Annotated in this window: 22 protein-coding genes, 1 tRNA gene and 1 pseudogene; 11 read left to right on the plus strand and 13 right to left on the minus strand. The window is 42.0% G+C overall.

The window, feature by feature from the left end:
* Positions 1–90: 90 nt before the first annotated feature.
* Complete coding sequence (locus tag ACYRY3_RS05715) at positions 91–2,562, minus strand: two-partner secretion domain-containing protein (protein WP_460200746.1); 2,472 nt, start codon at positions 2,560–2,562, stop codon at positions 91–93.
* Between the two features lie 132 nt (positions 2,563–2,694).
* Here ACYRY3_RS05715 and ACYRY3_RS05720 point away from each other — a divergent pair, with 132 nt between their 5' ends.
* A complete protein-coding gene (locus tag ACYRY3_RS05720; RefSeq protein ID WP_460200747.1) occupies positions 2,695–2,877 on the plus strand; it encodes a hypothetical protein in 183 nt (60 codons plus the stop codon).
* A gap of 39 nt (positions 2,878–2,916) precedes the next feature.
* On the opposite strand, the gene ACYRY3_RS05725 is transcribed toward ACYRY3_RS05720, so the two are convergent.
* Positions 2,917–3,183, minus strand: a complete 267-nt coding sequence (locus tag ACYRY3_RS05725; RefSeq protein WP_460200748.1) for a hypothetical protein — start codon at positions 3,181–3,183, stop codon at positions 2,917–2,919.
* A 50-nt stretch (positions 3,184–3,233) separates the two neighbouring features.
* On the opposite strand from ACYRY3_RS05725, the gene ACYRY3_RS05730 reads away from it, so the two are divergent.
* Complete coding sequence (locus ACYRY3_RS05730) at positions 3,234–3,413, plus strand: hypothetical protein (protein WP_460200749.1); 180 nt, start codon at positions 3,234–3,236, stop codon at positions 3,411–3,413.
* 151 nt (positions 3,414–3,564) lie between these two features.
* Positions 3,565–4,026: pseudogene (locus ACYRY3_RS05735) on the plus strand (Uma2 family endonuclease); the annotation flags it as partial.
* Here ACYRY3_RS05735 and ACYRY3_RS05740 read toward each other — a convergent pair.
* The 6 genes from ACYRY3_RS05740 to ACYRY3_RS05765 form a co-directional block, all read right to left on the minus strand.
* Entirely contained in the window at positions 4,002–4,604 is a 603-nt protein-coding gene (locus tag ACYRY3_RS05740) for a carbonic anhydrase (RefSeq protein ID WP_460200750.1), read from the minus strand. The pseudogene ACYRY3_RS05735 and the gene ACYRY3_RS05740 sit on opposite strands and share 25 nt — an antisense overlap.
* Before the next feature lie 123 nt (positions 4,605–4,727).
* Positions 4,728–6,074: a proton extrusion protein PcxA gene (locus ACYRY3_RS05745; RefSeq protein ID WP_460200751.1), complete on the minus strand. Its 1,347-nt coding sequence runs from the start codon at positions 6,072–6,074 to the stop codon at positions 4,728–4,730.
* Positions 6,075–6,403: 329 nt separating this feature from the next.
* A complete protein-coding gene (locus ACYRY3_RS05750) occupies positions 6,404–7,003 on the minus strand; it encodes a GUN4 domain-containing protein (protein WP_460200752.1) in 600 nt (199 codons plus the stop codon).
* Positions 7,004–7,207: 204 nt separating this feature from the next.
* Positions 7,208–7,354 carry a hypothetical protein gene (locus tag ACYRY3_RS05755; RefSeq protein WP_460200753.1) on the minus strand — a complete coding sequence of 49 codons (147 nt, stop codon included), beginning with the start codon at positions 7,352–7,354 and terminating at the stop codon, positions 7,208–7,210.
* Between the two features lie 79 nt (positions 7,355–7,433).
* Positions 7,434–7,685 carry a hypothetical protein gene (locus tag ACYRY3_RS05760; protein ID WP_460200754.1) on the minus strand — a complete coding sequence of 84 codons (252 nt, stop codon included), beginning with the start codon at positions 7,683–7,685 and terminating at the stop codon, positions 7,434–7,436.
* A 505-nt stretch (positions 7,686–8,190) separates the two neighbouring features.
* Entirely contained in the window at positions 8,191–9,372 is a 1,182-nt protein-coding gene (locus tag ACYRY3_RS05765; protein WP_460200756.1) for an IS607 family transposase, read from the minus strand.
* Between the two features lie 804 nt (positions 9,373–10,176).
* Here ACYRY3_RS05765 and ACYRY3_RS05770 point away from each other — a divergent pair.
* Positions 10,177–10,992, plus strand: a complete 816-nt coding sequence (locus ACYRY3_RS05770) for a carbon-nitrogen hydrolase family protein (protein ID WP_460200757.1) — start codon at positions 10,177–10,179, stop codon at positions 10,990–10,992.
* A 319-nt stretch (positions 10,993–11,311) separates the two neighbouring features.
* A complete protein-coding gene (locus tag ACYRY3_RS05775) occupies positions 11,312–13,153 on the plus strand; it encodes a polysaccharide deacetylase family protein (RefSeq protein WP_460200759.1) in 1,842 nt (613 codons plus the stop codon).
* Positions 13,154–13,239: 86 nt separating this feature from the next.
* On the opposite strand, the gene ACYRY3_RS05780 is transcribed toward ACYRY3_RS05775, so the two are convergent.
* Complete coding sequence (locus ACYRY3_RS05780) at positions 13,240–15,123, minus strand: PBP1A family penicillin-binding protein (RefSeq protein ID WP_460200768.1); 1,884 nt, start codon at positions 15,121–15,123, stop codon at positions 13,240–13,242.
* Positions 15,124–15,387: 264 nt separating this feature from the next.
* On the opposite strand from ACYRY3_RS05780, the gene folK reads away from it, so the two are divergent.
* From folK to ACYRY3_RS05795, 3 genes are all read left to right on the plus strand, one after another.
* Positions 15,388–15,873, plus strand: coding sequence for a 2-amino-4-hydroxy-6-hydroxymethyldihydropteridine diphosphokinase (gene folK / locus ACYRY3_RS05785; RefSeq protein ID WP_460200760.1), 486 nt, complete (start codon positions 15,388–15,390; stop codon positions 15,871–15,873).
* An 85-nt stretch (positions 15,874–15,958) separates the two neighbouring features.
* Positions 15,959–16,510, plus strand: a complete 552-nt coding sequence (locus ACYRY3_RS05790; RefSeq protein ID WP_460200761.1) for an NUDIX hydrolase — start codon at positions 15,959–15,961, stop codon at positions 16,508–16,510.
* Positions 16,511–16,801: 291 nt separating this feature from the next.
* The gene (locus ACYRY3_RS05795; protein WP_460200770.1) at positions 16,802–17,605 is read left to right on the plus strand and encodes a prohibitin family protein; all 804 of its coding nucleotides are present in this window, start codon (positions 16,802–16,804) and stop codon (positions 17,603–17,605) included.
* Between the two features lie 66 nt (positions 17,606–17,671).
* Here ACYRY3_RS05795 and ACYRY3_RS05800 read toward each other — a convergent pair whose 3' ends face one another.
* Together ACYRY3_RS05800 and ACYRY3_RS05805 are read right to left on the minus strand one after the other, a co-directional pair.
* A complete protein-coding gene (locus ACYRY3_RS05800) occupies positions 17,672–18,136 on the minus strand; it encodes a hypothetical protein (protein ID WP_460200762.1) in 465 nt (154 codons plus the stop codon).
* A 60-nt stretch (positions 18,137–18,196) separates the two neighbouring features.
* Positions 18,197–18,331, minus strand: coding sequence for a hypothetical protein (locus tag ACYRY3_RS05805; RefSeq protein WP_460200763.1), 135 nt, complete (start codon positions 18,329–18,331; stop codon positions 18,197–18,199).
* 108 nt (positions 18,332–18,439) lie between these two features.
* On the opposite strand from ACYRY3_RS05805, the gene crtB reads away from it, so the two are divergent.
* The 3 genes from crtB (at position 18,440) to ACYRY3_RS05820 (ending at position 21,424) form a co-directional block, all read left to right on the plus strand.
* Positions 18,440–19,384: a 15-cis-phytoene synthase CrtB gene (crtB, locus tag ACYRY3_RS05810; protein WP_460200771.1), complete on the plus strand. Its 945-nt coding sequence runs from the start codon at positions 18,440–18,442 to the stop codon at positions 19,382–19,384.
* A gap of 272 nt (positions 19,385–19,656) precedes the next feature.
* Positions 19,657–19,748: transfer RNA gene (locus ACYRY3_RS05815), tRNA-Ser, on the plus strand.
* Positions 19,749–20,101: 353 nt separating this feature from the next.
* Entirely contained in the window at positions 20,102–21,424 is a 1,323-nt protein-coding gene (locus ACYRY3_RS05820) for an ABC transporter substrate-binding protein (protein WP_460200764.1), read from the plus strand.
* 87 nt (positions 21,425–21,511) lie between these two features.
* Here ACYRY3_RS05820 and ACYRY3_RS05825 read toward each other — a convergent pair whose 3' ends face one another.
* Both ACYRY3_RS05825 and ACYRY3_RS05830 read right to left on the minus strand, forming a co-directional pair.
* Positions 21,512–22,384, minus strand: a complete 873-nt coding sequence (locus ACYRY3_RS05825; RefSeq protein WP_460200765.1) for a hypothetical protein — start codon at positions 22,382–22,384, stop codon at positions 21,512–21,514.
* 331 nt (positions 22,385–22,715) lie between these two features.
* The coding region (locus tag ACYRY3_RS05830; RefSeq protein ID WP_460200766.1) for a serine hydrolase at positions 22,716–23,327 on the minus strand (612 nt) is incomplete at its 5' end.

A 23,327-nucleotide genomic window follows, 5' to 3' on the forward strand; every position in this document is an offset into this window, starting at 1 on the left:
AATGGTTCCCCTTTCAGATAGATGACAAGCAAAATACCGATAAATTCGTGTTTAGCAAAATATCTAAAAATGTTAAAATTGTTGGGCAAATTAACTCCTAGGAACTGCAGCGCAGGTTAACGATGGCTGTATGTGTGTGGGAGATGGTGACGCAATTAACTCAATTTTGCCGTTAGCGTTGAGGTGCCAAGTTGTGGCTTCGATAAGAACCTGTGGTGATGTAGGTTTTTCGGCAGTGACATTGCTAGTTTTTCGATATGGAGACAAGTCACGCAGATCTTCCCAAGGGCGATCGCCTACCACCTGCTGAGTTGGGTTTTGCGGCACACCCCCCCGTCCCGTTGCCACAAAGCGATTGCCTTCACTACCGGAACAACCTGTAGCAATTTGCTGGGATGGATCGGTGAAATTCGCTGGCAGTTCAACAAAACTCGAATTGGGATCGACGCCGAGGGTATTCAGTTGAACCTTACCACTTACCCCAAATTGGGAACTGGCAGTGATATCACTTTCAGAAGTCAGTTGGTCTCGGAACTGTAATCCAAAGATAGCTTGAGCGTTGATTTGGATGTTACCACCGCTTCCCTGTACAGCATTAGCAGAAATATCGCTGTTTTCTAAACCCACAACTATAGGAGCGTTGAATGTAATATTACCACCATCGCCTGCTTCTTTAGCTTCAGCAGAAATTTTGCTATTACCGCCCATGAGCAATAGTTTTTGAACATTAAGAAGCAGGTTTCCTCCGTTACCGGATTGTGTCGCTGCGGAAATCGTGCCGCGATTGGTCAGAAAAATCGAGCCAGCATAAACCTCGAAATTACCTGCATTGCCCGTACCCTGATTTCTCACCCCGATGTCACCGCGATCCATAACACGCAATTGAGGTGCAATCAAAATCACCCCTCCGGCATGACCGGTGGGAAACTCGGGCAACCTATAAGTGGCACGGGCGACAGGGTCGAGGCTCAGTGCATTAGATCCAATGCTACTACTAAAAATACTATTGTGTGCTGTGCCACTCACTTCGATGAAGTCTGAAGCCCAAATCTTGACATTGCCAGCATTTCCTATTGCGCCAGTTGAGGAGGTAACTAAGCTCCCATCTCGCACTGTTAATCGTGCAGTGGTGATGGAGAAGTCCCCAGCGTTACCAATGCCTATTGTTGATGATGCCACAGTAGTAGGGAGAAATGTGACGTTATTAATTCCAAAAACATCTATTGAGTCCGAGACATCAATTTGGACATCGCCAGCATCACCAGTTCCACTAGTATTTGACCCAACAACAGCGCCGTTAGCCGCTATCAGTTTTTGGGCTGAAAGAGTAAGATTTCCTGCTCTTCCAGAACCAGTCGAGCTTGTGAAAATCGATGTTGCTGTTGAAGGAACGACAGGGTTAAATCCACTTGCTGATATTGAATCTGTTGCCTTTAGCGTAATACCGCGACTCTGCCCCGAACCCGAATTCACAGTCCTGATTTGCGCTCCATCTTGCACCACAAGTTGCCCAGTTGAGATAATAATGTCTCCGCCCTGTCCCGTATCAGTTGCGATGCTTGTCAATTGGCTGCTTTGAGTTCCTGGTGGGTTTGTTCCTGCAAGGACAAACGACTCAGTGGCATTAATCGCAATCCTATCCCATGAGGAACTACTTTGATTTTGAGTGGTAACAGATGAACCTTCTAAAAAACTAATGTTTCTACCCTGCATTTGAATGGTACTACTGCCAAGCCCATAACCAGATATTTGTGCCTGCCGAGTCAATTGAATATCGCTCAGTTCTCCAGTATGGGAATAATCAAATATCCATCCCTGGGGTACTTCTGTTAGGCGAACTTCTCCCGATTGCACACTACCAAGTTCGATAGAGCCATTTACGGTTTTGAGAACAGCACCTGCTAAATTAATTCCATTTCCCAATAAAGCAAGGGTCTTACCGGAAGTCACGTTTAATCCCAGTGGAGTTTGGGGGACTTCATTCATAGAGTTCTGTAATGAGATTGCGCCTGCGTTCTGCCCAAACTGCAAACCAACTGGTACGGCGATCGTCAGCAAAGGAGTTGCTGTGGTGTTGCTAGCATTAAACTGAAACCCGTCAGCAAACTTAATGCTAATTGCAGTTGTACCAACAAATGATCCGCCAATATTGAGACCGGCATTGGGTCCAAATACAATGCCATTGGGGTTGAGCAGAAACAGACTAACGGGATTGCTGCTATTAATAGTCTGAATCAAGCCATTAATATTGGAAACGCTACCCCCACTTACTCGACCAAAAATCGTGGAGACGTTGGGAGTGTTAACTAAATCAAAAGTGGCTGAACCGCCAGTAGGAACGGAAAACAGCCCAAAGCTGTGAAAGAGATTACTGCCTGCAGCACTACCATTGGAGATCGTAAAATTGTTCCCACTCTGGGAAACAGTGGTATTGAGGCTGCCATCTGAGGTAACTTGAGCACGGGCGCAGCCATTCCAAAGGAAGATAATTCCTAATGGCAGCAGCGTTAAACCTGCCAATATTCGATTCGCCAACCCCAAACAACGAGGGAGTCTTTTCATTATATAGTTTTGTTTTATACCTAATTTAGGATTCCCTAAATCCTATTGTTCCTCACATTCATTCTTAACAGCATTCGGAACTAAGTTTTTGTATGCTGTACGAGGTATATTCTAGAGGGGGTGAAAAGCAAGATGCTTACTTGTCAAGATGTGGCGAATTACTTCATTTGGCTAGCCCATCAAAGAAGTGAACATATTAGCAACCTTAAGCTTCAGAAGTTAGAGTACAGCCAACAGTTTGGTGCAGGGGAGTCAGAAGCAATGGCGATCGCCTGCAACCGTAACTGGGTTTTTGCTTCTAAAAATGCAGAATAGTAAAGACTGTATAGGAAATTATTACTTCTTTTGACACACCTAAAGTTCTTCTAAGGCTTTGGGATGCATGACAAAGTAATCTTGAAGCAAGTTGCAGCCTTCAGCTAGCAAATCATCTAACCCTCTAATGCGCGTTCTGCTTATGCGAAACTCGGTGGAGATGAACCGCCGTGCTATAAGGGTGAAACAACCGCAAGACAATTGTGGTGGTTTAGCCCTGAGACTCAGTTTGTCGATCGCGATCGCATTGACCAGAATTCTTTGTAACCTAGAGAAAGCTATACTCGATCGAGAATGATTAGCCATTACGGAAGGAGCTTCATCAATGAAATATTCAAGGAATCAAACGCGGTCAAATGATTGAACTTCTGCAAGATATCAATGTTCCTAATGGGACAGAAGTTATGGTTGAAATTCATGAAACTCACTTAATAAGTCTTGTGGGACGGGCGTCCTCGCCCGTTCTATACGAGTGGCTCTCTAGAAGCCCACACCACAAGAGAAATTTGGATATTTTTAGGATGGAAGTTCCTTAGGCTGCAGCCAAAATCTCTTACCTATAATTTGAGCTACTGTTAAGTTATGGGCAAATGAGTTGAGATTTATTTGCTGACGGTTCACAGTTGGCTGATGTATGAAAATTCTACTCAGCAGTCAACAGTTAACACTCAAGTACCAAGCTCGATTATGTTCAACTACAACCCGTTAGACTGTCTACCTTCATCGGTAGAATTACCAGATTCTGATGATACTCCTGTAAATAACGAATTACAAATTTTAATTCCCAGTTTGTTACTAGCTATCTTGTCTCTAATTTGGCAAGAGCGCGATGACTGGTTTTTTGGTATAAATATGGGAATTTACTACGATACCAGTTATTCTGCGATCGTTCCTGATGGCTTTCTTAGTTTAGGAGTAGAACGTTTTGTTGGTGAAGATGGCAGACTCAGCTATGTGCTTTGGGAAGAAGATGGAATTGTTCCTATTTTTGCTTTAGAAGTGGTTTCTAAAACGTACAACGCAGAATACGAACAGAAAAAAATAGATTATGCCCAATTGGGAATTTTATACTATGCAATTTATGCTCCAACACGTTTACGCCGCAAGCGAAAACGTTTAGAAGTTTATCGCTTAGTTGAGGGTAAATATTTTCCAGTCTCAATCTCATAAACCCAGGCGTGAAGGTAGAGTTGACCGCCGTGAAGTTTGGAACGGATGACCGGATAAGTCTCCAGGTTTTGTATCTGGGTTAGGATGTTCTCCTCAATTGCGATCTTTAAAAGATTCTCACCAGAGTACTCTTTGTAGTTTTCTTGAACAAGGAGGCGGGTACTTTCTGCATGATGCTTTAACCATTCGTAAACCAAAGGCATTTCGTCGGCAAGACTACCCAACTGCAACAGCCCTTTCATTGCCCCACATTGGGAGTGACCGCAGATTATAATATCCTTGACCCCTAAAGCATGAACAGCATATTCGATCGCTGCACCTTCACCACTATTAATCGTTCCATATGGTGGAATGACATTACCGACATTGCGAATAATGAACAGTTCCCCAGGCTGGGTTTGAGTTAACAGATTTGGGTCAATTCGGGAGTCGGAACAGGTGATGAAAAGCACTTCAGGGTGTTGGCTTTTAGAAAGGCGCTCAAACAACTGCTGGTGGGAGCAGAAATAGCTTTTATGAAACTCATTTAGCCCTCTTATTATTCCCTGCATTGACATTTTTAATTCCCCACTTATTAGACAAATATAGTTGCTTTATTTACAGGCTACATAGAAGAATGTATTCTAAACTCTTCAGTGCTTACTTCTAGTGTATTATCTTCATGTTTAGGCATTCATTTTTTACTCATTCATATTTCGATATGTAGCAACTGCTGAAGGTGAGATTATATTTAAGTAGCGGAAAATCCAATACTTAAATATAGTATCCAAAATGACTGGAATTGTTGCAATAAACAAAGAAATAAAGTTATGGTTTTCTGGAAGACCAAAATGTTGCAATATACTTCCTATAATGACTTCCCAGCCATGTGGCGAGTGGAAGCCTACAAACATATCAGTAGATAATATAATAATAAATGCTTTAGCACTATCACTGAGACCATAGATTATGCGATCTATAAAATCCTTTAAAATTGCGATTTCTCGCTTGCTAACAAGAAGGAGCCAGCTAAAAGCACCTACAGATAGTATATCTGCAAAAATATTCTTGATACCATTGGAACTTTCAGCTTGGAATTTTTGAGCAATCTCATGTACCTTCTCTCTCATCTGGTTTGATATTAACTCGGAAGAAATTTCTGTTTCTGACTTCATTAGGTTATCAAATTTTATTTTTTCCTCAAATTTTCTCATTTCCGAAAGTGCTTTTTCTTCCATTTCTTGATTAAAAAAAACTGTGTCATAAGTAGAATATGTAAATTTATTTACTATTGGTTCTACCAATATATTTTTTGATAAATGATAAGTCAATAAAGGAGTTAAAATTAGCATGAAAATAAATTTTATAGCTATCGTCGATCTTCTTTGCGATAAACGAAAATCTTTGATAATTTGTTGTTCTGCCTTTGGATTGTGTTTGCTTTGAATGCGATTAATTGTATTTAATAAAGACCTGGGTAATACATTCATTTCAACAGTAGAGCTTGTCTTTTTATCCTCCAAATTATTAATAGGTTCTATTTTCTGATTAACAACAAATGTCTTGGGGTCGTTATGAATATTTTGAGTGTTGACAATTAAAGAGATTGAAGCTTGCTCATCCAAGTTGTACTTTGTTAATACCTCATCAATAAACCTAAGCTTTTCTAAAATCAATTCAGGATTGTTTCTTGTTTGAATAGCACGGGAAGATTGGGCAGAATTTATGGTAGTATGTTGTACTACTGCGGTAATTGTTTGATTATAAGTATTAACAAATGAACGGCTTACTTCAAACTCTGCCAATCTTAAACGAATAGTTTTTAAATGTTTTTTAAGCTCCGATTGAAAATAACTCATAACGCTGCCCCTGCAACTGTTAGATTCAGGGGTGATTTTCTTACTATTAAAATGTTTATCTTCTATTGATTTAATCAATAAGGCTGCTTTATACGCTTCATCCAGCGATCTCTCTGGAGTCTCTAAATACCACTGCTTAACAGTAAGTAAGTAAGAGCTAATCTTCTGCATCAAAATAGAGTTCTTCATAGCAAACCTTTTTTTTTACTTAGGATTGCGATTGTTTCACCTATTTTGGCTCTGTTACCAAAATAAGTAGCTCGGCGAAAATAAAAACAGTTAAAGAATGTCAAAATGCCTATAACCCTATAAATCACAAAGGACAATCAAGACCTTTTAAATGGATTTGTGGTGATTTACTTAGGTGCTGCTTTGATGGAGATATTCAAAATAGTTATCGAAAAAAGAATACAACAGATACTGGTGTAAGAGCGATTGCGTCTCTGTAGAGGATTGGTGTATTGCAAACATTTTTGAAATTGGTATGAGAAATTCGGAGTCATGACCGTTGTGTGGATCTAAAGTTCACACGCCATCAACCGATTGAAGAAATAGTTCGTCATTTTTGAACCAAAGGGGGAATTCCACCAACGCGATGGATGACAACCTATTGGTGCAACCAGAGTGTAGTTTAGTTCATCACATTTTTGCCATTTGCTGTTCACACGCCAGCCTACGCGTTCACCGAAGCGCTCAATAACTGTAATATCTTGAGAGATAGTGGTATTGAGAGAACCACCCACACTTTGATAAATCTGCATTTGGACGCTGAAGCCAAAGCGACCCTTGCTATAGGTTTTCCAAAGATTGTCAATTACCTGAAGTTCATCACAGGGAAACCGCCTCATATCGTCAGGGGTGATAGATTCCACATCTGGCTGTCCGGTTACTGTTAAGATGACCTGAATAGTTTCCAAATCCGCTGCTCGCAAGTTTCCTACCGCTAATAAATCTCGCAGCTTTTTGTATTTATAGAGATCTGCAACCAGTATAAGATTCTCCTCTGAACGAGCAATTCGCTCGGTAAGGCTTGATAAACGCTGATTAAGTTGTTGTATCTGTTCCTTAATTGCGGCTAAATCAGTGGCGGCATTAGATTCATGAGCTTGATTAGACATTGGTTCTTCTTAAAAAACACAGGATGTGGAGAGTGAGGACATACGCGTTGAAATAAACTATGGTTACTGCAATATACATGATTAATTTTAATGAGCACAATCTTCAGTTGCTAGGGTCGATCTTTCTTTTACAAGTTAGTATTCTTTCGATCGTGCTTAATGTAAAATCTCACAGGAATGATTAAGACTCGGTATCCTAAAATTCTACCGATAGCGCCTCATGCCTTTAGATAAGTAAGCCAGCGAGAAGGTCGTTACAGCGATCGCTCCTAAGTGCCAGTCAGTGGTGGTGAACGTGGCAGTGCTTACAAGCAGTAAGCCAAGTAAGCTGTATTTAAGCTTAAGCAGCATTTTAGACAACTTCAATCAATAAAAGATTGCGTTTTGAGTCATTTGCAGCAGTCCAGCCAACAAGCCGACTGAGTCACTTTTACTTGTCTTGCTCCTCTAGCTCTCTATTTCTTTCAGCCTTCATCTCTCGGATGTATTCTTGCCCAGCACCCACAGCAAATCCTAGACCCATACCTATTAAAACATATTTTTCATGCAAGACTTTGTAGTGCTGACCTTCATAATCTAGTTGATTAAAGTTACGTTGACCAATCTTGGTGGCAGCTAAACCTATAATCGCGCCGATAAGAGCAGTCATAACCCCTGAAAAGATAATTAGCCTAATGTTCATGGTTTTCCTATATTGACAAAATTCTCTTTGTTGTCACAGAAGCGCAGCAATTAATAAGTGATAAGTAGGTTGGAATAAATCAAGTTAACTAGTTAAGGTAGTTCTTCATCATTGGTCAATTGTAGAGGTTTTAGCTACTTTTATATCTCTTAAGATAGTTGCCTTGATGCCCAAACACCTACTTAAAACTTTAGGTAGAGCCATCGCTCCAGCTAAAAAATTCCTTAACCATTAGAATTAGTGGTGCAAGAAGAAGGAGTAAAATAAATACGCAACAGTAATAGTAAATAAGATGTGGCTAATCCAATCGTTGATATTCCATTTGCTAAACATTTTTGTTACCTCTATAAACAAACGTTGAGCTACTTCTGTACTGCTATGGTCTAGGCTTTCTGAGGTATTATAAGTTTAAGGTAAAGTAGAAAGCTATTACTTCAGTATACATCCGAAAAGAAAAGCCCAGGTTTTGCACCTAAGCTGTGTGCCGGTGACTAAATTTGATTGCTCATTCATTTTGAGGAGAAGATTGAAATTTGGAGAGAACCTCCTCCTTCTCCTGTTGAACCTGAAGTTGTTTCGGCTGCTCAGTTTTCTCAACCTTACTGGGCTTACCAGGCTTGCCCGGTTTCAAGAAATGCTCTTCTAACTCCTTAATCACAACGTACAAAACTGGCACTAAAAATAGACTCAAAATAGTTGAAATAAGGTAGCCCCCAAAGAGTGCTGTCCCCAGAGACCAACGACTCATCGCCCCAGCGCCTTTAGCAATCACCAACGGCCAAAAACCGACCAGACCTGAAAAGGCAGTCATTAGAATCGGTCGTAAGCGCTCTTCCGCAGCTCGAATTGCCGCAGAGGTAATGCTCATGCCTATCTCTACCGACTGGTTAGCAAATTCCACAATCAAAATTGCGTTTTTACTTGCTAGACCAATTAGCATGACCAAAGCTACTTGGGCATAGATGTTATTGTTAACCGTTGGCCAAACCCCACCAACTTGGAAAACATTTGCCCGAAACACAACCGCACCGAGAGCGCCTAAGATTGCCAAGGGCACTGTGATCATGATAATGGTAGGGTCAACGTAGCTTTCGTACTGAGCAGCCAGCACCAAAAAGACCATGACAAAGGCTAAGCCAAAAATATACTTTCTGAGTCCGTACACCTTGGAACTGAAGACATGGATAATTGCCAGCATGTCTTCAACAAACTCTCTTTCTGGAGATAAATCAATGCGGTTGAGAACCACGAGTTTGCAATTGTTTTGTTGGCAGATGTAGTCGATAAGTTCAATTCCGAATCTTGCCAATCTGTCTTTATAACTGCATACAACTTGTTCGATATCTCCCGACAAAATTTGTCCCAAAAGGGTTTGTAATCCTTTTCTATTGTAGTTGAGTCCCGATCCAATTTCTTTGATAAGTTCTCCTGTAGGGAACAAGGACTCGAGGTAGTCTGCTTGTCTGTTAAGGTCTTCTCGCTGCTTATGGGAACTGACTCGGCAATAAAGGATTGTTTTTCTTTGTTTGGTTGATTGTGGAGTGAGTACTGAGTCGATGTCGTACCTTCGATGTCCCGCAGGAGTTCTAATAGTGGCAATTCTTCCCGCTTTGTCCCAGTCTCTAAGCGTTTTTTCCGAGACTTGGAGGATTTGCATCGCTTCTCTCGGTGTGACATATCTTGTCATAGTTAATCGTGGTATTAACTATTTCATCATACCACACTCTTTCAAAGAATTCCGGAAAATTCTATAAATTAGTAGGTATTTTACATTCTAGTTTTGACGGTCATATTCACAAACAGTTGGATTATACCATTGGTTCAACTCGCATACTCTGCAATCCGCGAGGTTATCCAAATGAACCAAACAATTTCTTTAATCCACAACTATTGATAGAAATTTAGGTTATAAAACGAATATTATAACTTTGGAGTGCAAAACCTCTTAGTTAGAGGGCATCGCTATCGAAAATTAGCAATACATTTTTCACCAATAGTCAGTTGTTTGTAGCCTGATTCATTAACCTTAACTGTGAGAGATAGTAATAGAAATCTTATCAGAGCACTGTTTTTATTTCATTATTCAATTTCTCTAGAAGATCCATATAAGAGACGGAATAAATCCACGATTGCCAAAGATTATTTAAAACATAGGTTAAGTTAATCAAAGTACTTTGCTCTATTATTTGTTAAGTTAAGTAAAAATACAGTAATTATTACTCTTGTCAGAAAGGCAGTATTAAGATATGTGAACAACGAATTTCTGCAAAGTTGGCGAGTCTCGCTTAAATTAGACCTAAGCGCTTCTCTATAAGGATATATTTTGATATTCTACTGTTCAAGTCGAATAAAGCTTTACTAAGTAGCTAAGATGAACTGCGTACACTATAAAGGATGAAATTAGTCAAAAGGGCATTGCTTGTTCTGCGATCCCTGTTTTCATGCCAACTGTTTTTCTTCTCACACACATCTACTATTTCGTTTTAAATCTATGAAGTCTTATTTAGCCGCCGCTATTCAAATGACCAGTGTGCCCAACTTAGAAAAAAACTTGGCACAAGCAGAGGAATTAATCGATTTAGCCGTGCGCCAGGGTGCTGAATTAATAGGATTGCCAGAAAATTTTCCTTTTATGGGCGAGGAAAGTGAAAAAATGGCTCAAGCTCGTACAATCGCTCAAGAGTCGGAAAAATTTCTCAAAACAATGGCGCAACGCTACCAAATTACCGTTTTAGGTGGCGGCTTTCCGGTTCCATCAGAAAGTGGCAGTAAAGTTTACAACACTGCTCTACTCATCGATCCCAACGGTCAAGAACTGGCTCGATACCACAAAGTCCATTTATTTGATGTTAACGTTCCAGACGGCAATACCTATCAAGAATCCAGCACGGTGATGGCAGGGTCGCAACTACCCCCCGTCCATTTCTCACAAGAATTGGGTAACATAGGGCTTTCCGTTTGCTATGATGTCCGCTTTCCCGAACTTTACCGACATATAGCCCATAAAGGTGGTGATGTTTTATTTGTTCCTGCGGCATTTACCGCTTTTACTGGTAAAGACCACTGGCAAGTTCTCCTGCAAGCTCGTGCTATTGAAAACACTTGCTATGTCATCGCCCCAGCCCAAACCGGATTCAACTATGCCCGCCGCCAAACCCACGGACACGCTATGATTATCGACCCTTGGGGAGTTATTTTAGCTGATGCTGGCGAAAAACCAGGAGTGGCGATCGCAGAAATCAAGCCTTCCAGAATCGAACAAGTTCGCCGTCAAATGCCCAGCCTGCAACACCGTATTTTTGTGTAGGTTGGTTTGAGGAACGAAACCCAACAAAACAGGAATCTTGGCTGAGGAACTTTATGAGCTTCTTGTCCAGTCAAAGCTAAAAAAAGTTATCTATTTATATTTTCAGGGGCTGCAAGATTCCTCCAAGATTCCCGGCTTATTTACGAAGTCGGGAATTTGACCAACTTGTTTTTGTAACACTTAAACAAGTTTTATTTTATACTTAAACTTTTTTTAAGATTTTACACTGTATTTTGATAAAAAAAAGCAATAATGTGTAGGCGTTGCTCTGACTGAAGTAAAACCGCAGTTACAGAGCAGAAATGTTCCGAGAATAATTATGAAATTAACGGCAAATACTCGTATCTTGAATAACTTATTTATTAATTTTCGCCCGCAGAGCCTATTTTATATCCTTATCTGTGGATTGTTTGCTTTTTCGGGTTTGTTTCCAGAAGTAGCGGCTGCCCGATCTCGCGATCGAAGACAGGAAAGACTTGGCGAACCTCAAGATACAACAAACGTTAGTGAAGTTTGTGGTAACACCACCCCATCAGGAATTAACGATCGCTTTTCCCATGTAGCCAGTAACTTTGCTTTGATGTCTACCTTGGTCAGCCAACCCAAGTTGGGATTGACATCTCTTGTTGAGTCTTTTGGACCATATGTCTTTGCGTTTCTAAATCGCAGCCCTGGAATTAACCTTCACGAACGGGCAAAACTAGCAAAAGTCCCAATCTTAATGTATCACGATATTTTACCAAAAAAAGAAGTCTTTTTTGATGTTACTCCAGAAGAATTAGAAGAACATTTCCAGTTATTAAAAGACAACGGCATCACTCCCATCAGTATTGACCAGCTAACCACCCATTTACAAACAGGAGTTCCTCTTCCGGAAAAACCAGTTCTATTGACGTTTGATGATGGGTATGGGGGGCACTATGAGTATGTTTATCCTTTGCTCAAAAAGTACGGCTATCCCGGTGTCTTCTCGATATACACAAAGGGAGTTGGAAATAATGTGGGTCGAACTCATGTGAGTTGGGAACAACTCAAAGAGATGGTAGCCGATCCTTTAGTCACAATTGCTGCCCATAGCGTCACTCACCCACCAGACTTAACAGTTCTACCACCAGAAGAAATTAAAAAGGAAGTCGTAGAATCTAAGGCTATTCTTGAGGCTAATTTAGGTATCCCCATTCGTTACTTTACGTATCCTGCTGGAAAATATGATGCACAAGTCGCAAATGCCGTCCATGAAGCTGGATATCAACTAGCACTCACAATGAGTAATACGGACGAGAAATATGCTGGTGCATCAGAAAGTTTGTTGGCAGTTTCCCGTTTCGGGCAATCTAGAATCAGAGAAGTCATTGCCGAAGCTTGGGGTGGACCCAAATTACCTAGCTGGAAAATGGGCTTTGACTTTACCAGCCCTGTAGAAAAAAACGCCGTTATCATTGACAAAGTACCCCTCGTCTTAGTTTCTGGTGGCAAACCAATCACCATCCATGCTGATAGCCGCTATCAGGTTGAAGAAATTTTAGATAAAACTGGAACCAATGCCGTTGCTGCAATAGACGGGGGTTTCTTTTCTCTAAAATCCTTAAATTCTAATGTCATGATTGGACCAGTCTACAGCCAGAATACAAAACAATTTATTCCTGGTAGTACTTGGGACATTCAAAAAATAGGGGGACGTCCCCTCGTACTGATTAGCCCCCATGCTGTACGTTTTATTCCCTTTGATTCAACCAAGCACAATACTTTGGAGGGGATAAAAGCGGAAATGCCTGACTTAACGGATGCTTTTGTTGCCGCAGCATGGCTGGTCAAAGATGGTCAACCTCAAGAAGCCAGTACCTTTAATGGTTTGTATGGTTTTGATATACCGCGCCATCGGGCTTTTTGGGGCATAAATCAGAACAAACAACCCTCTATCGGGGTTTCTCTTGAGTCTGTGGACTCTGTGACCTTGGGTGCTGCACTTGTTAAGGCAGGGCTGCGTGATGTCGTGATGGTAGATTCGGGTCAGAGTGCTGCTTTGGTTTACCAGGGAGAGTCTTTGGTACGTTATGAACCCCGTCCCGTTCCTCATGCTGTTGCACTCATGCCCCCTCTATCGGCAGATAACAGCACTTGCGTTCTTGTGGAAAATAAAACAAAAAACCGGGGAACTTGAACGCTACCCGGTTGAGTCTCATTAATACTAGAATCCTCAGTAATTTAGTGACACACCAAAGAGTGTGTCGCTATTTACCTCAGCTATTAAACAATTACAGTTTTCTTGGTTGTAGCAGCAAGTTCGCCCTTAGCGTACTTAGCAGCCATCTCATCTAGAGACAATTGCTTGATTTTGCTAGCATTACCCGCAGTGCTAAATTGCTGATAGCGATCGGCACAAACTTTCTGCATATACTTAATAGAAGGCTTGAGGAAGTGACGGGGGTCAAACTCCTTAGTATTTGCAGCCAATGCTTCACGTACTGCCGCGGTAATAGCCAAACGGTTGTCGGTGTCAATGTTCACCTTACGTACACCGCTCTTGATACCTTTTTGGATTTCTTCTACGGGTACACCATAAGTTTCGGGAATTGTACCACCGTACTGGTTAATCAGAGCCAGCAAATCTTCAGGAACGGAGGAAGAACCGTGCATTACCAAGTGGGTGTTGGGGGTTAATTCTAGGAGATTGACTTCTGAAGAACCAAGAGCCAAGGAATACATGGGCTTGAGTTCGGATTTTATCCCCATTTTGTGCGCTAATTGGATAGTTGGCTCAAATCCGACTTTCATCATCACTCTCACCGCAACAATGTTAATTGATTTGGTGAGAGCATCTTTCATGTTAATCCAACCTCGATAACCCTCATCGAAGTTTTTCGGTTCGTAACCATCTATTATTAAAGGAGCATCTAAGTAGCCGTCAGTGGGATTGAAACCGCTAGCGATCGCAGTTGCGTACACAAACCCTTTAAATGTTGAACCGGGTTGACGTTGTGCTTGAGTAACCCGATTAAATTGGTTTTTATTAAAGTCTTTTCCTCCGACCATTGCTTTAATTTGACCATTGCGCGGGTCAATGGCAACTAAAGCTGCTTGTTTAAAATTTTCCCAACGTCCCTGATTTCTCAAGGTCTTTGCTACAGCTTTTTCTGCCGCCTTCTGCCACTCTAGGTCTAGAGTGGTTTCCACCGTTAAGCCGCCTGCACTGAGAACTTGAGGGGGGACGTACTTGGGTATTTCTTTCTGAATATAGCTGATAAAGTAAGGAGATTCTACTTGCCATCGCCTGGGCGGACTGGGCTTGAGAGTGATAGGTTCTGCAACTGCTGCTTCTTTTTGAGCTGCTGTAATAAATCCTTCTTCCTGCATCCGTTGTAAAACCAAGTTCCGCCGCTGTTTCGCCGCTTGCTGATTCACTTGCGGCGAGAAGTTATTTGGGGCGGGAGGTAATGCAGCAATCGTCGCCATTTCGCCCAGAGTGAGTTGATTGACTGACTTGCTAAAGTATACCCATGCTGCATCCGCTACACCATAAGCTCCAGAACCCAAGTACACTAAATTTAGGTATCGTTCTAGAATTGCGTCTTTTGTCAATTCCTCTTCCATTTTCTGAGCGAGACGGGCTTCCTTCAGCTTGCGCCAAACTGTACGCTCTTGTTTGAGGAAGAGAATTCTTGCTAGTTGTTGGGTGATGGTGCTACCACCTTCTACCACGTTTTGCGATCGCAAGTTATTTAAAACTGCTCTTGCAATTCCCTGATAATCTACACCTTTGTGCTTGGTAAATCTTCTGTCTTCTGAAGCAATGAAAGCTTTTTGGAGTTTATCTGGTATGTCCTCTAGATTTAGCTGTTCTCTGGTTGCTTCTCCTTGCTGTTGCAAAATAGTACCATTAGCAGCTTTGATAGTCAGTGTTTGTTCTCTGACAACCGCGTTTAGTGCTGCTTTATCAGGTAGAGAACGGTCTATTGTCCAGACACCATAACTGACAGCAACAATCCCACTACTTAGACCTAAGCCTGCCCAGAACCAAGAGCGACGATAAATAGGTTTATGACTTCCAGGAAGTTTTGAAAGTATACCGTTCAGTGATTTCCTCATTTTTACCAAGGAATTTGGTAACTTCTTATTCTCAGTACACTCCAAGCCGCCGTCCTGATAATTGGGCTGCAGTGACTGTTTCTCCTTATCAGATTCACTCGACTTTATTGGTCGTTCTTTGAACCAGGAGGTAAACTTTATCACGTCAATCCCTCGCTTCAAGCAGTTGCAATCCGATCTTCATGAAAAACTTGTTTTATTTTTGAGCCACAACCGTGTTAGTATAACATCCGCTGAATAATTAGCTATATCCCTATAGAAAAATCTTTATTGATAGATTTTTCTAATTATTTCTTGACTGACAAGCGGATGAAAGCTATCGCAATTGCTTTGGGTAGTAATATCGGTGATTCTCTGGAAATTCTAGAAGCTGCAACAGAAACTTTGGACAAAACATCAGGCATTGTCGTACAAGCAAAATCTAGTTGGTATAAAACAAAAGCAGTAGGACCCCCACAACCAGATTACATCAATGGGGCTGCAATTCTGCAAGTAGAGATGATGCCAGAACTGCTGCTAGAAACTTTATTACAAATTGAAAATAAATTTGGACGCTTGCGACGGCAGCAATGGGGACCGCGCACTTTGGATTTGGATTTGTTGCTATATGATGACCTAATTTTAAAGACTCCACAACTCCAAATTCCCCATCCCCGAATGAGAGAACGAGCATTTGTTTTGGTACCACTTGCAGAAATTGCTCCAGATTGGGTAGAGCCAGTTTCCGGGCTGACGATTAAAGAGCTAGTTAAAGAGGTAGACTGTACAGAAGTTCAACTATTGGTGGGAAACTAATTTTACAGCAATAAGGGCAGATAATGCTATTTTCACATCCACCGAAAGTACTAGTTTGTGTGTTTTTTAACTAGAGAAATCGAGTATGCCATTAGGTAGAGAATTACCCCAACTACTAAAACAGCGCTTGTACTATAAGGGACGCAAGTTTGATTTTGAGGTCAATCGCTTGCGTTTACCTAACAAATCTGAAGGCGACTGGGAGTGCATTCGTCACCCAGGGGGTGCTTTGGTTGTACCTGTGACTCCAGAAGGTAAACTTTTACTAGTACGCCAGTATCGTTTTGCAGCGCAAGGGAGGGTGTTTGAGTTTCCCGCAGGAACTATAGAACACGGTGAAGATCCCCTGGACACAATTCAGCGTGAAATACAGGAAGAAACTGGCTTTCGCGCTCACAAGTGGCAAAAACTAGGTGAGTTTTTTCTGGCTCCTGGTTATTCTAACGAAATTATCCATGCCTTCTTAGCACAAGACTTAGAAAAGCTTGATGAGCAACCTCAACTAGATGAAGACGAAGATATGGAAACAGTGTTTTTTACTCCTGAAGAATTGGAGAAATACATTTTAGATGGCGAACAAGTAGACGCTAAAACAATTTCTAGCTTTTTCCTTGCTCGTCCTTTCTTAAATCAATAACTGCCCACCAAATCCAATTTTTGTAGGGTGGGCAGTGGCCACCATCAAAAACCTGTAGTTACAGTCGGTAGGTTGGGTTGAGAAACTAAACCCAACTCACAATTCATCTGCAGTCACTCAGACTAAAAATACGGTATTTCTACAAAGATACCGTATTCTACAAATACTAAAAAATGCCATGAACTTGTATTCATCTATCAGCCTGTTTTTCATCCTTTATCCTTCATCCTTAATCCTTTATCCTTATTTTTGGTCAATGGCTTTTAGTGAAAGTATTGTAGTAAGCACATGATGAAAAAAAGTCAAGCATTTAACAATGCCGGTAAACTAACTGCTCTTTTATGTCTAATAACTCTTTTTCTCACACCTTTTGTAATTGTCAACGCTGGCGAACGTGGTGTATTAATGGAATTCGGTAAAGTGCAAGACCAAATCTTGGGAGAAGGTATTCACGTTATTGTTCCAGTTGTCAATACAGTGAAAAAACTAAGCGTTCGAGTGCAAAAGCAAGACATATCGGCTGAGGCTTCCTCCAAAGATTTACAGGACGTATTTGCAGATGTTGCCCTCAACTGGCATATTATTCCAGAGCAAGTCAATGCCATCTTTCAACGAATTGGAGAGGAAAAGGACGTTATCGAACGAATTATTAACCCGGCAATTGAAGAAGTACTAAAAGCAGTTATGGCACAGTACACTGCCGAGGAAATTATTACCAAACGAGGTGAAGTGAAAGCAATAGTAGACGAAACCTTAACGAATCGACTTGCGAATTATTATATTGCAGTTGATGATATCTCTCTAGTGCATATTCACTTTTCACTAAAATTTGGTGAGGCGGTGGAAGCAAAGCAAGTTGCCGCACAAGAGGCGAAGCGGGCAGAGTTTATCGCTATTAAAGCATCAAAAGAAGCAGAAGCAAGAGTAAATTTGGCAAAAGGAGAAGCTGAAAGTCACAGGATACTGCGCGAAAATTTAACCCCAGAAATTTTAGAAAAGCAAGCACTGGAAAAATGGGACGGTAAACTTCCAGTCATTGTTGGTCAAGGCGAGCACAAATTACTTAATCTCAGTGATTTTTTGAAATCTTATTAATGGGGACAGTGGATAGTGGTTAGTGGTCAATAAATCTACTAACTACTAACCACTATCTCTTACCTACTAACTTCCCGGAAATAAATTAGGAGTATCAAGAATTTTCAATTGGATTAATGCTAATATAAGAATTGTGTAAGCAGTTGATGTTACTAAACCTGTAAGTAGCTCCTTTTTAAGGTTTTGCTCTGTAGGCTGATTTTGAAACATATCCAAAGCTCCCCGTTGCATCAAAATAATTCCAGCAACGTTAGATAGCCAGTAACCTGCAATAGAGCACGGTAGAAGTAATTGGGGTGAGAATAAACTACAAATATACCCAAAGAAATAAGCGATCGGTAAATTGAATATCAAGTCATTCCACCAACATAGGGGTGACAGTAAATACCCCAAGACGAGAAACAAACCACCCCGTATCTTTTTTAAAATCCCTTGTTTCAAACCCTCTGGAGCATCTGACTGCAATTGCTCAAGGGTTGATTGTCCTGCTACTACGCTCGACTCCTGGCTTAGCTTTGGGAGGTTTTGCATAATTTAAAATTCATAATGTTCATCAACTTACCGTATTTTAACGAAAAGTGAAGAGAAAGTCTAGTACGGAAGTGGAAAATAGCCATGTGCCCTATATTTTATAGGAGCAACAGGAATTTTATAATTGGCGATCGCCTCTTCTGCTTCGTCTCCCACCTTATAAGAGAGAGGTTTGAACAAGAGGATGTGCGGCATAGCCGACCCTACGAAATAATAAGCTTTTTAGCCTGTGATTTTCTCAATAAAACTTGTAGGCTACAGTGGTGGTATACAAGTTGGATGTACCCCCCTTAATCCCCCCTTATAAAGGGGGGAAACAACAATCAAGAAGATTCTCCCCCATGCATGAAAACGTTGGTCTCTATAGACGAGTCCTACCAACTTTGTCGCCACCTCACGGCAGAATATGCCAAAACCTTTTACCTGGCAACTCTGCTGATGAGCAAGGCAAAGCGCAAGCATATTTGGGCAATTTATGCTTGGTGCCGCCGTACAGATGAACTGGTAGATGGTCCTGTTGCTGCCATTACCACACCGGAAACCTTGGATCGGTGGGAGCAGCAACTTAAATCTATTTTCGCAGGACACCCAACGGACAGTTTCGATGTAGCGTTGGTGGATACTCTCCACCACTACCCGATAAATATCCAACCCTTTCGGGATATGATCGAAGGTCAGCGCATGGATTTATACCGGAGTCGCTATCAAACCTTCGAGGAGTTGTACCTTTACTGTTACCGCGTCGCTGGCACTGTAGGCTTGATGTCAACAGCAATTATGGGAGTTGATACATCTCATCAAACAGCCCCGTGGAATAAGAGCAAACAACTATATATTCCCACTGACGAAGCAATTGCCTTAGGAATAGCCAGTCAATTGACTAATATCCTACGCGATGTAGGAGAGGATGCACGTCGGGGTCGGATTTACCTCCCTCTAGAGGATTTAGAGCGGTTCAACTACACAGAGCAAGATTTGATCAAAGGTGTAATTGACGATCGCTGGCGAGCATTAATGCGCTACCAAATTGCCCGGACGCGCCAATTTTATGCAAAGGCAGAAAGGGGCATCAGTTATCTGTCTGCCGATGCCCGTTTACCCGTGTGGGCAGCCCTCATCCATTACAGTGGAATTCTCAAAGTTATTGAACGCAGCGATTATGACGTGTTCAATCAACGTGCTTACGTGCCCAAGTTACAAAAGTTATGTAGCTTACCAGTAGCATGGTTGCGAGCACAAGTGTTATGATGTCGGTCTTTTGTCATTTGTGAGCCAAGTGCTGCAGGCGGGTTTCCCAACCTAGGCAACTGGCGTAGAGCCCAAAGGGCATAACCTATGGCTGACGCCACGGCTAGCGCCTATCGGCAAAGTGGAGCGTGCGCTTTCTTTGTGCTTAGCGTCTCCTTCTGAGATACCTAGAGGGTCATTTGTTCATATTGAGAACAAATGACAAATGACAAATGACAAATGACTCTTGACATTTCAAGTCCGAGTGTAATATGATTATTACTCGTGACCCTGGAGAGGTGGCTGAGTGGTCGAAAGCGGCAGATTGCTAATCTGTTGTACGGTTCGTAAGGCCGTACCGAGGGTTCGAATCCCTCCCTCTCCGTTTTGAAGAGCGATCGATAAGCACTGATAACTTACTTAGTGGCAACTACTTTAACTGCCACGCTCTAAAGGTAGGTAGCCATTTAATAATCGTGATTGATTTATTGATTGAAGGAAGAACATAAAAAACAAAACACACATCCTCTAATAGGAGGATAATCTTGTTATTATTTATCTTCTGGAGCCGATAGAAAAACTGTTTTACTTAATCTATAGCAATCCTGAATCAGGCGTGAAATTAGAGAAACCCAGTTTCTGGGGTCAGGCAATTTTCACAAATCAAATAGGGCTGCTATAGTCAACTTGCGATCGTATATATAGGCTCCTACACATCAGAGGAGTGAGATTTACTATATGCAAAGAATGAGCACAGCCTTTGCCTTAGCTTTGGTTACCATAGGAATTGGTTTCTTAACGGCGGCTTGTGATACTCAAGCCCCAAATAACCCCACGACTACCAGTGGTAACACAACTCCAGGAAGCTCAAATCCGACCACTGGTGGCAGTGGGAGTGGTTTGAAGATTGGTTCCCTACTACCAGCAACTGGAGATTTGGCTTCTATAGGACAGCAGATGATACCTGCTGTTCCCTTTTTGGTTGACACTGTCAACGCTTGTGGTGGCGTAAACGGTCAACCTGTAACCTTAATTCAAGTAGACGACCAGACCGACCCTAAATCTGGTGCAGCCGGCATGACAAAACTGGCAACTGTAGATAGAGTTGCAGGGGTGGTAGGCTCCTTTGCCAGTAGCGTGTCAACGGCTGCTGTCTCAATTGCTACCCAAAATCAAGTTATGCTAATTTCCCCTGGTAGCACAAGCCCTGTCTTTACCGAACAAGCAAAAAAAGGAGAATTTAAAGGTTTTTGGGCACGCACTGTTCCGCCCGATAGCTATCAGGGACCAGCTTTAGCGGCACTGGCAAATAAAAGAGGTTACAAGCGAGTTTCCACGCTTGTTATTAACAACGATTACGGCGTTGGATTTGAAAAAGCATTTGTACAAGCTTTTGAAAAATTGGGGGGAACAGTTGTTAACAAAAATAACCCCGTTCGCTACGACCCGAGATCGACTACGTTTGAAAGTGAAGCTGCTGCTGCTTTCGGTGGTAAACCTGATGCAGTTTTGGGAGTTTTTTACGTAGAAACAGGTAGCTTGCTATTGAAATCGGCGTACCAACAAGGTTTGCTTCAGGGAGTACAGGTGATGCTGACCGACGGGATGAAGTCAGATGAGTTTCCAGCGCAAGTCGGAAAAACAAATGATGGGAAATACATCGTTGCTGGAGTTATTGGTACAGTACCGGGTTCTAACGGCAAAGCATTAGAATCTCTTACCAAACTTTGGCAGTCTAAAAAAGGTGGTTCACCAGGAGAATTTGCTCCTCAATCCTGGGATGCTACCGCTTTGTTAGTGCTAGCTGCACAAGCTGCTAAAGAGAACACTGGTACTGGCATAGCAAGTAAAATCCGTGAAGTGTCTAATGCCCCAGGTGTAGAAGTCACAGATGTTTGTGAGGGATTGAAGTTACTCAAAGAAGGTCAGGATATTAACTACCAAGGAGCCAGTGGTAATGTAGATGTTGACCCAAATGGGGATGTCGTTGGTATCTACAACGTTTGGGCTGTTGAAGACAACGGTAAACTGAAAACCATCGATAAAGTTAGCCCTCAATAGGGAGTAGGGGCGAACGAACCTGCGTCCCTAGGTAGTTAGTTGAATTTGTCTACTAACTACTAACCCCTCACCCCTAACACCTAAGTTTTACCTACCAAACAAGCCACTGAAGTTGTAACCAACTCCAATCGCCAAACCTACGGTAACATCATCGAAAAATGCTGCATTGACAGCAGCTGTTGCCGTAAATTGACTTGAAATAGGTACATCAATCCCACCAGTTAGTAAAAAGGCAGCTTCAGTATCATCGCCAGTTTGAATAGCCGCACCAGCCCCAACATAGGGAGCAATGGGTAACGGTTCCGAGAACGGATCTACCGAACTAAATGAAAAGTCATAGGTTACGGGCAGGAGAATTGTGGTGTCATCTCCAATTGCAACTGATGGACGCGCAGAAATGGTAGGTGTAAATCCTATTTTGCTGAGAACTATAAAGCTACCATCACCCAAAGCCGAGTCACCGCCCAGACCGATGTTTCCTCCTACTCCGATGTAGCTTGAGCCACCACGGGTTCTTCTACCAGGTTCGATGGTAATATCTGACTGTGCTACATCAGAACCCGAGGGCTTCATTTGGGCTTCTGTTTCTTGGGGAGTGACAAGCGCTGCAGATGAAGTTGCTGTTGTTCCTGGAACAGGTGTAACCACATTGTTACCAGTTTCTTGTTGTCTGTTATCTGCTAACTGCTTTACCTGGTCTAAATCTGAAGCAGATGCTGAATTCTCTTCCAAGACGGTAGATTCCACAGATGGAGTAAAGACGTTTGGGTAGAAGTTTTCTACTTCAATACTTGTTGCTACTTGGGAAGACGCTTCAATTCCGGAAGACTGGATTAACTGCTGAGTGCTTTTGGTATCCACTGTCTGAGCTACAACAGGTAAGCTGCTACCTAAAACTGCCATAGCAGCTGATATGCTCAGTAACTGAAAAGCATTCTTACAGAAAAAAATATTGTTCACATTCACTCCTAAAAGAATATTGCCTGATAAATAATGAGTTATATGACCTTAAACCGCGTTTTGGCAATATTCAACATATAACACCAAAAAACTGCTTCCCACACCCCCTAGCGGATATGAGTCTTTTAAAGATTGGTAGAAGAAATTTAACGAGCGTATCCACAAATAGAAAGATGACAAGCAAGAATGATGACTGTTGGAATATATATCCATACGTCTATTAATAAAGACTAGTAAATTCTTGAGCTATAGAGCTTTTTGAGAATGCAAACCCACGCTATGCGTGGGAACGAAACGAGGTAGGACGATCTCGAACTGCACCAATTCCCTGTCAACCCAACCCGCTAATTGCTTCTACAAACTGTTGGGACACAAAAGGCAAAATGGAGCGATTTTTCGCGTTCGCTTTACCCTCAGTAAAAACAACTAATAGATAGGGATGCTTATCTGGTATTTCAATGTACGCAGCATCATGACGGACTTGACTTGTCCAACCCGCCTTTGACCAGATTTGAGCATTCTGGGGAAGACCACCGCCTATAAAACCTGTCACTTGGTCTTCTTCCACATCTTTTGGCAAATCCTCCGGTTTGAGGCTGCGTTTCATTAAAGCCATCATTGCTTGCGATCGCACGCTGGACACTGCCACGCCACCAACGATACTGTGTAGTAATCTGGCTGTAGCATTTGTCGTTAGCATATTACGGTTTTCGAGTAACTCTCCCACAAATACTCGTTCGCGCCCGTAAGGACCATCACCCCAGGTTTTTTGACAAATATTAACCGTTTCCAGGTCTGACCAGCCCAAAGACTGAAAATATCGGTTCACGATGTTACGCTGGTGCTTCCAAGTGTCAAAGGGTCCGACGGGTAATTCTGGACCTGAAGTGGTTCCACTGAGAATATCCACAACTAAACTGGTAGCATCATTGCTAGAATCAAC

It is taken from the genome of Scytonema sp. NUACC21 (assembly GCF_054684315.1).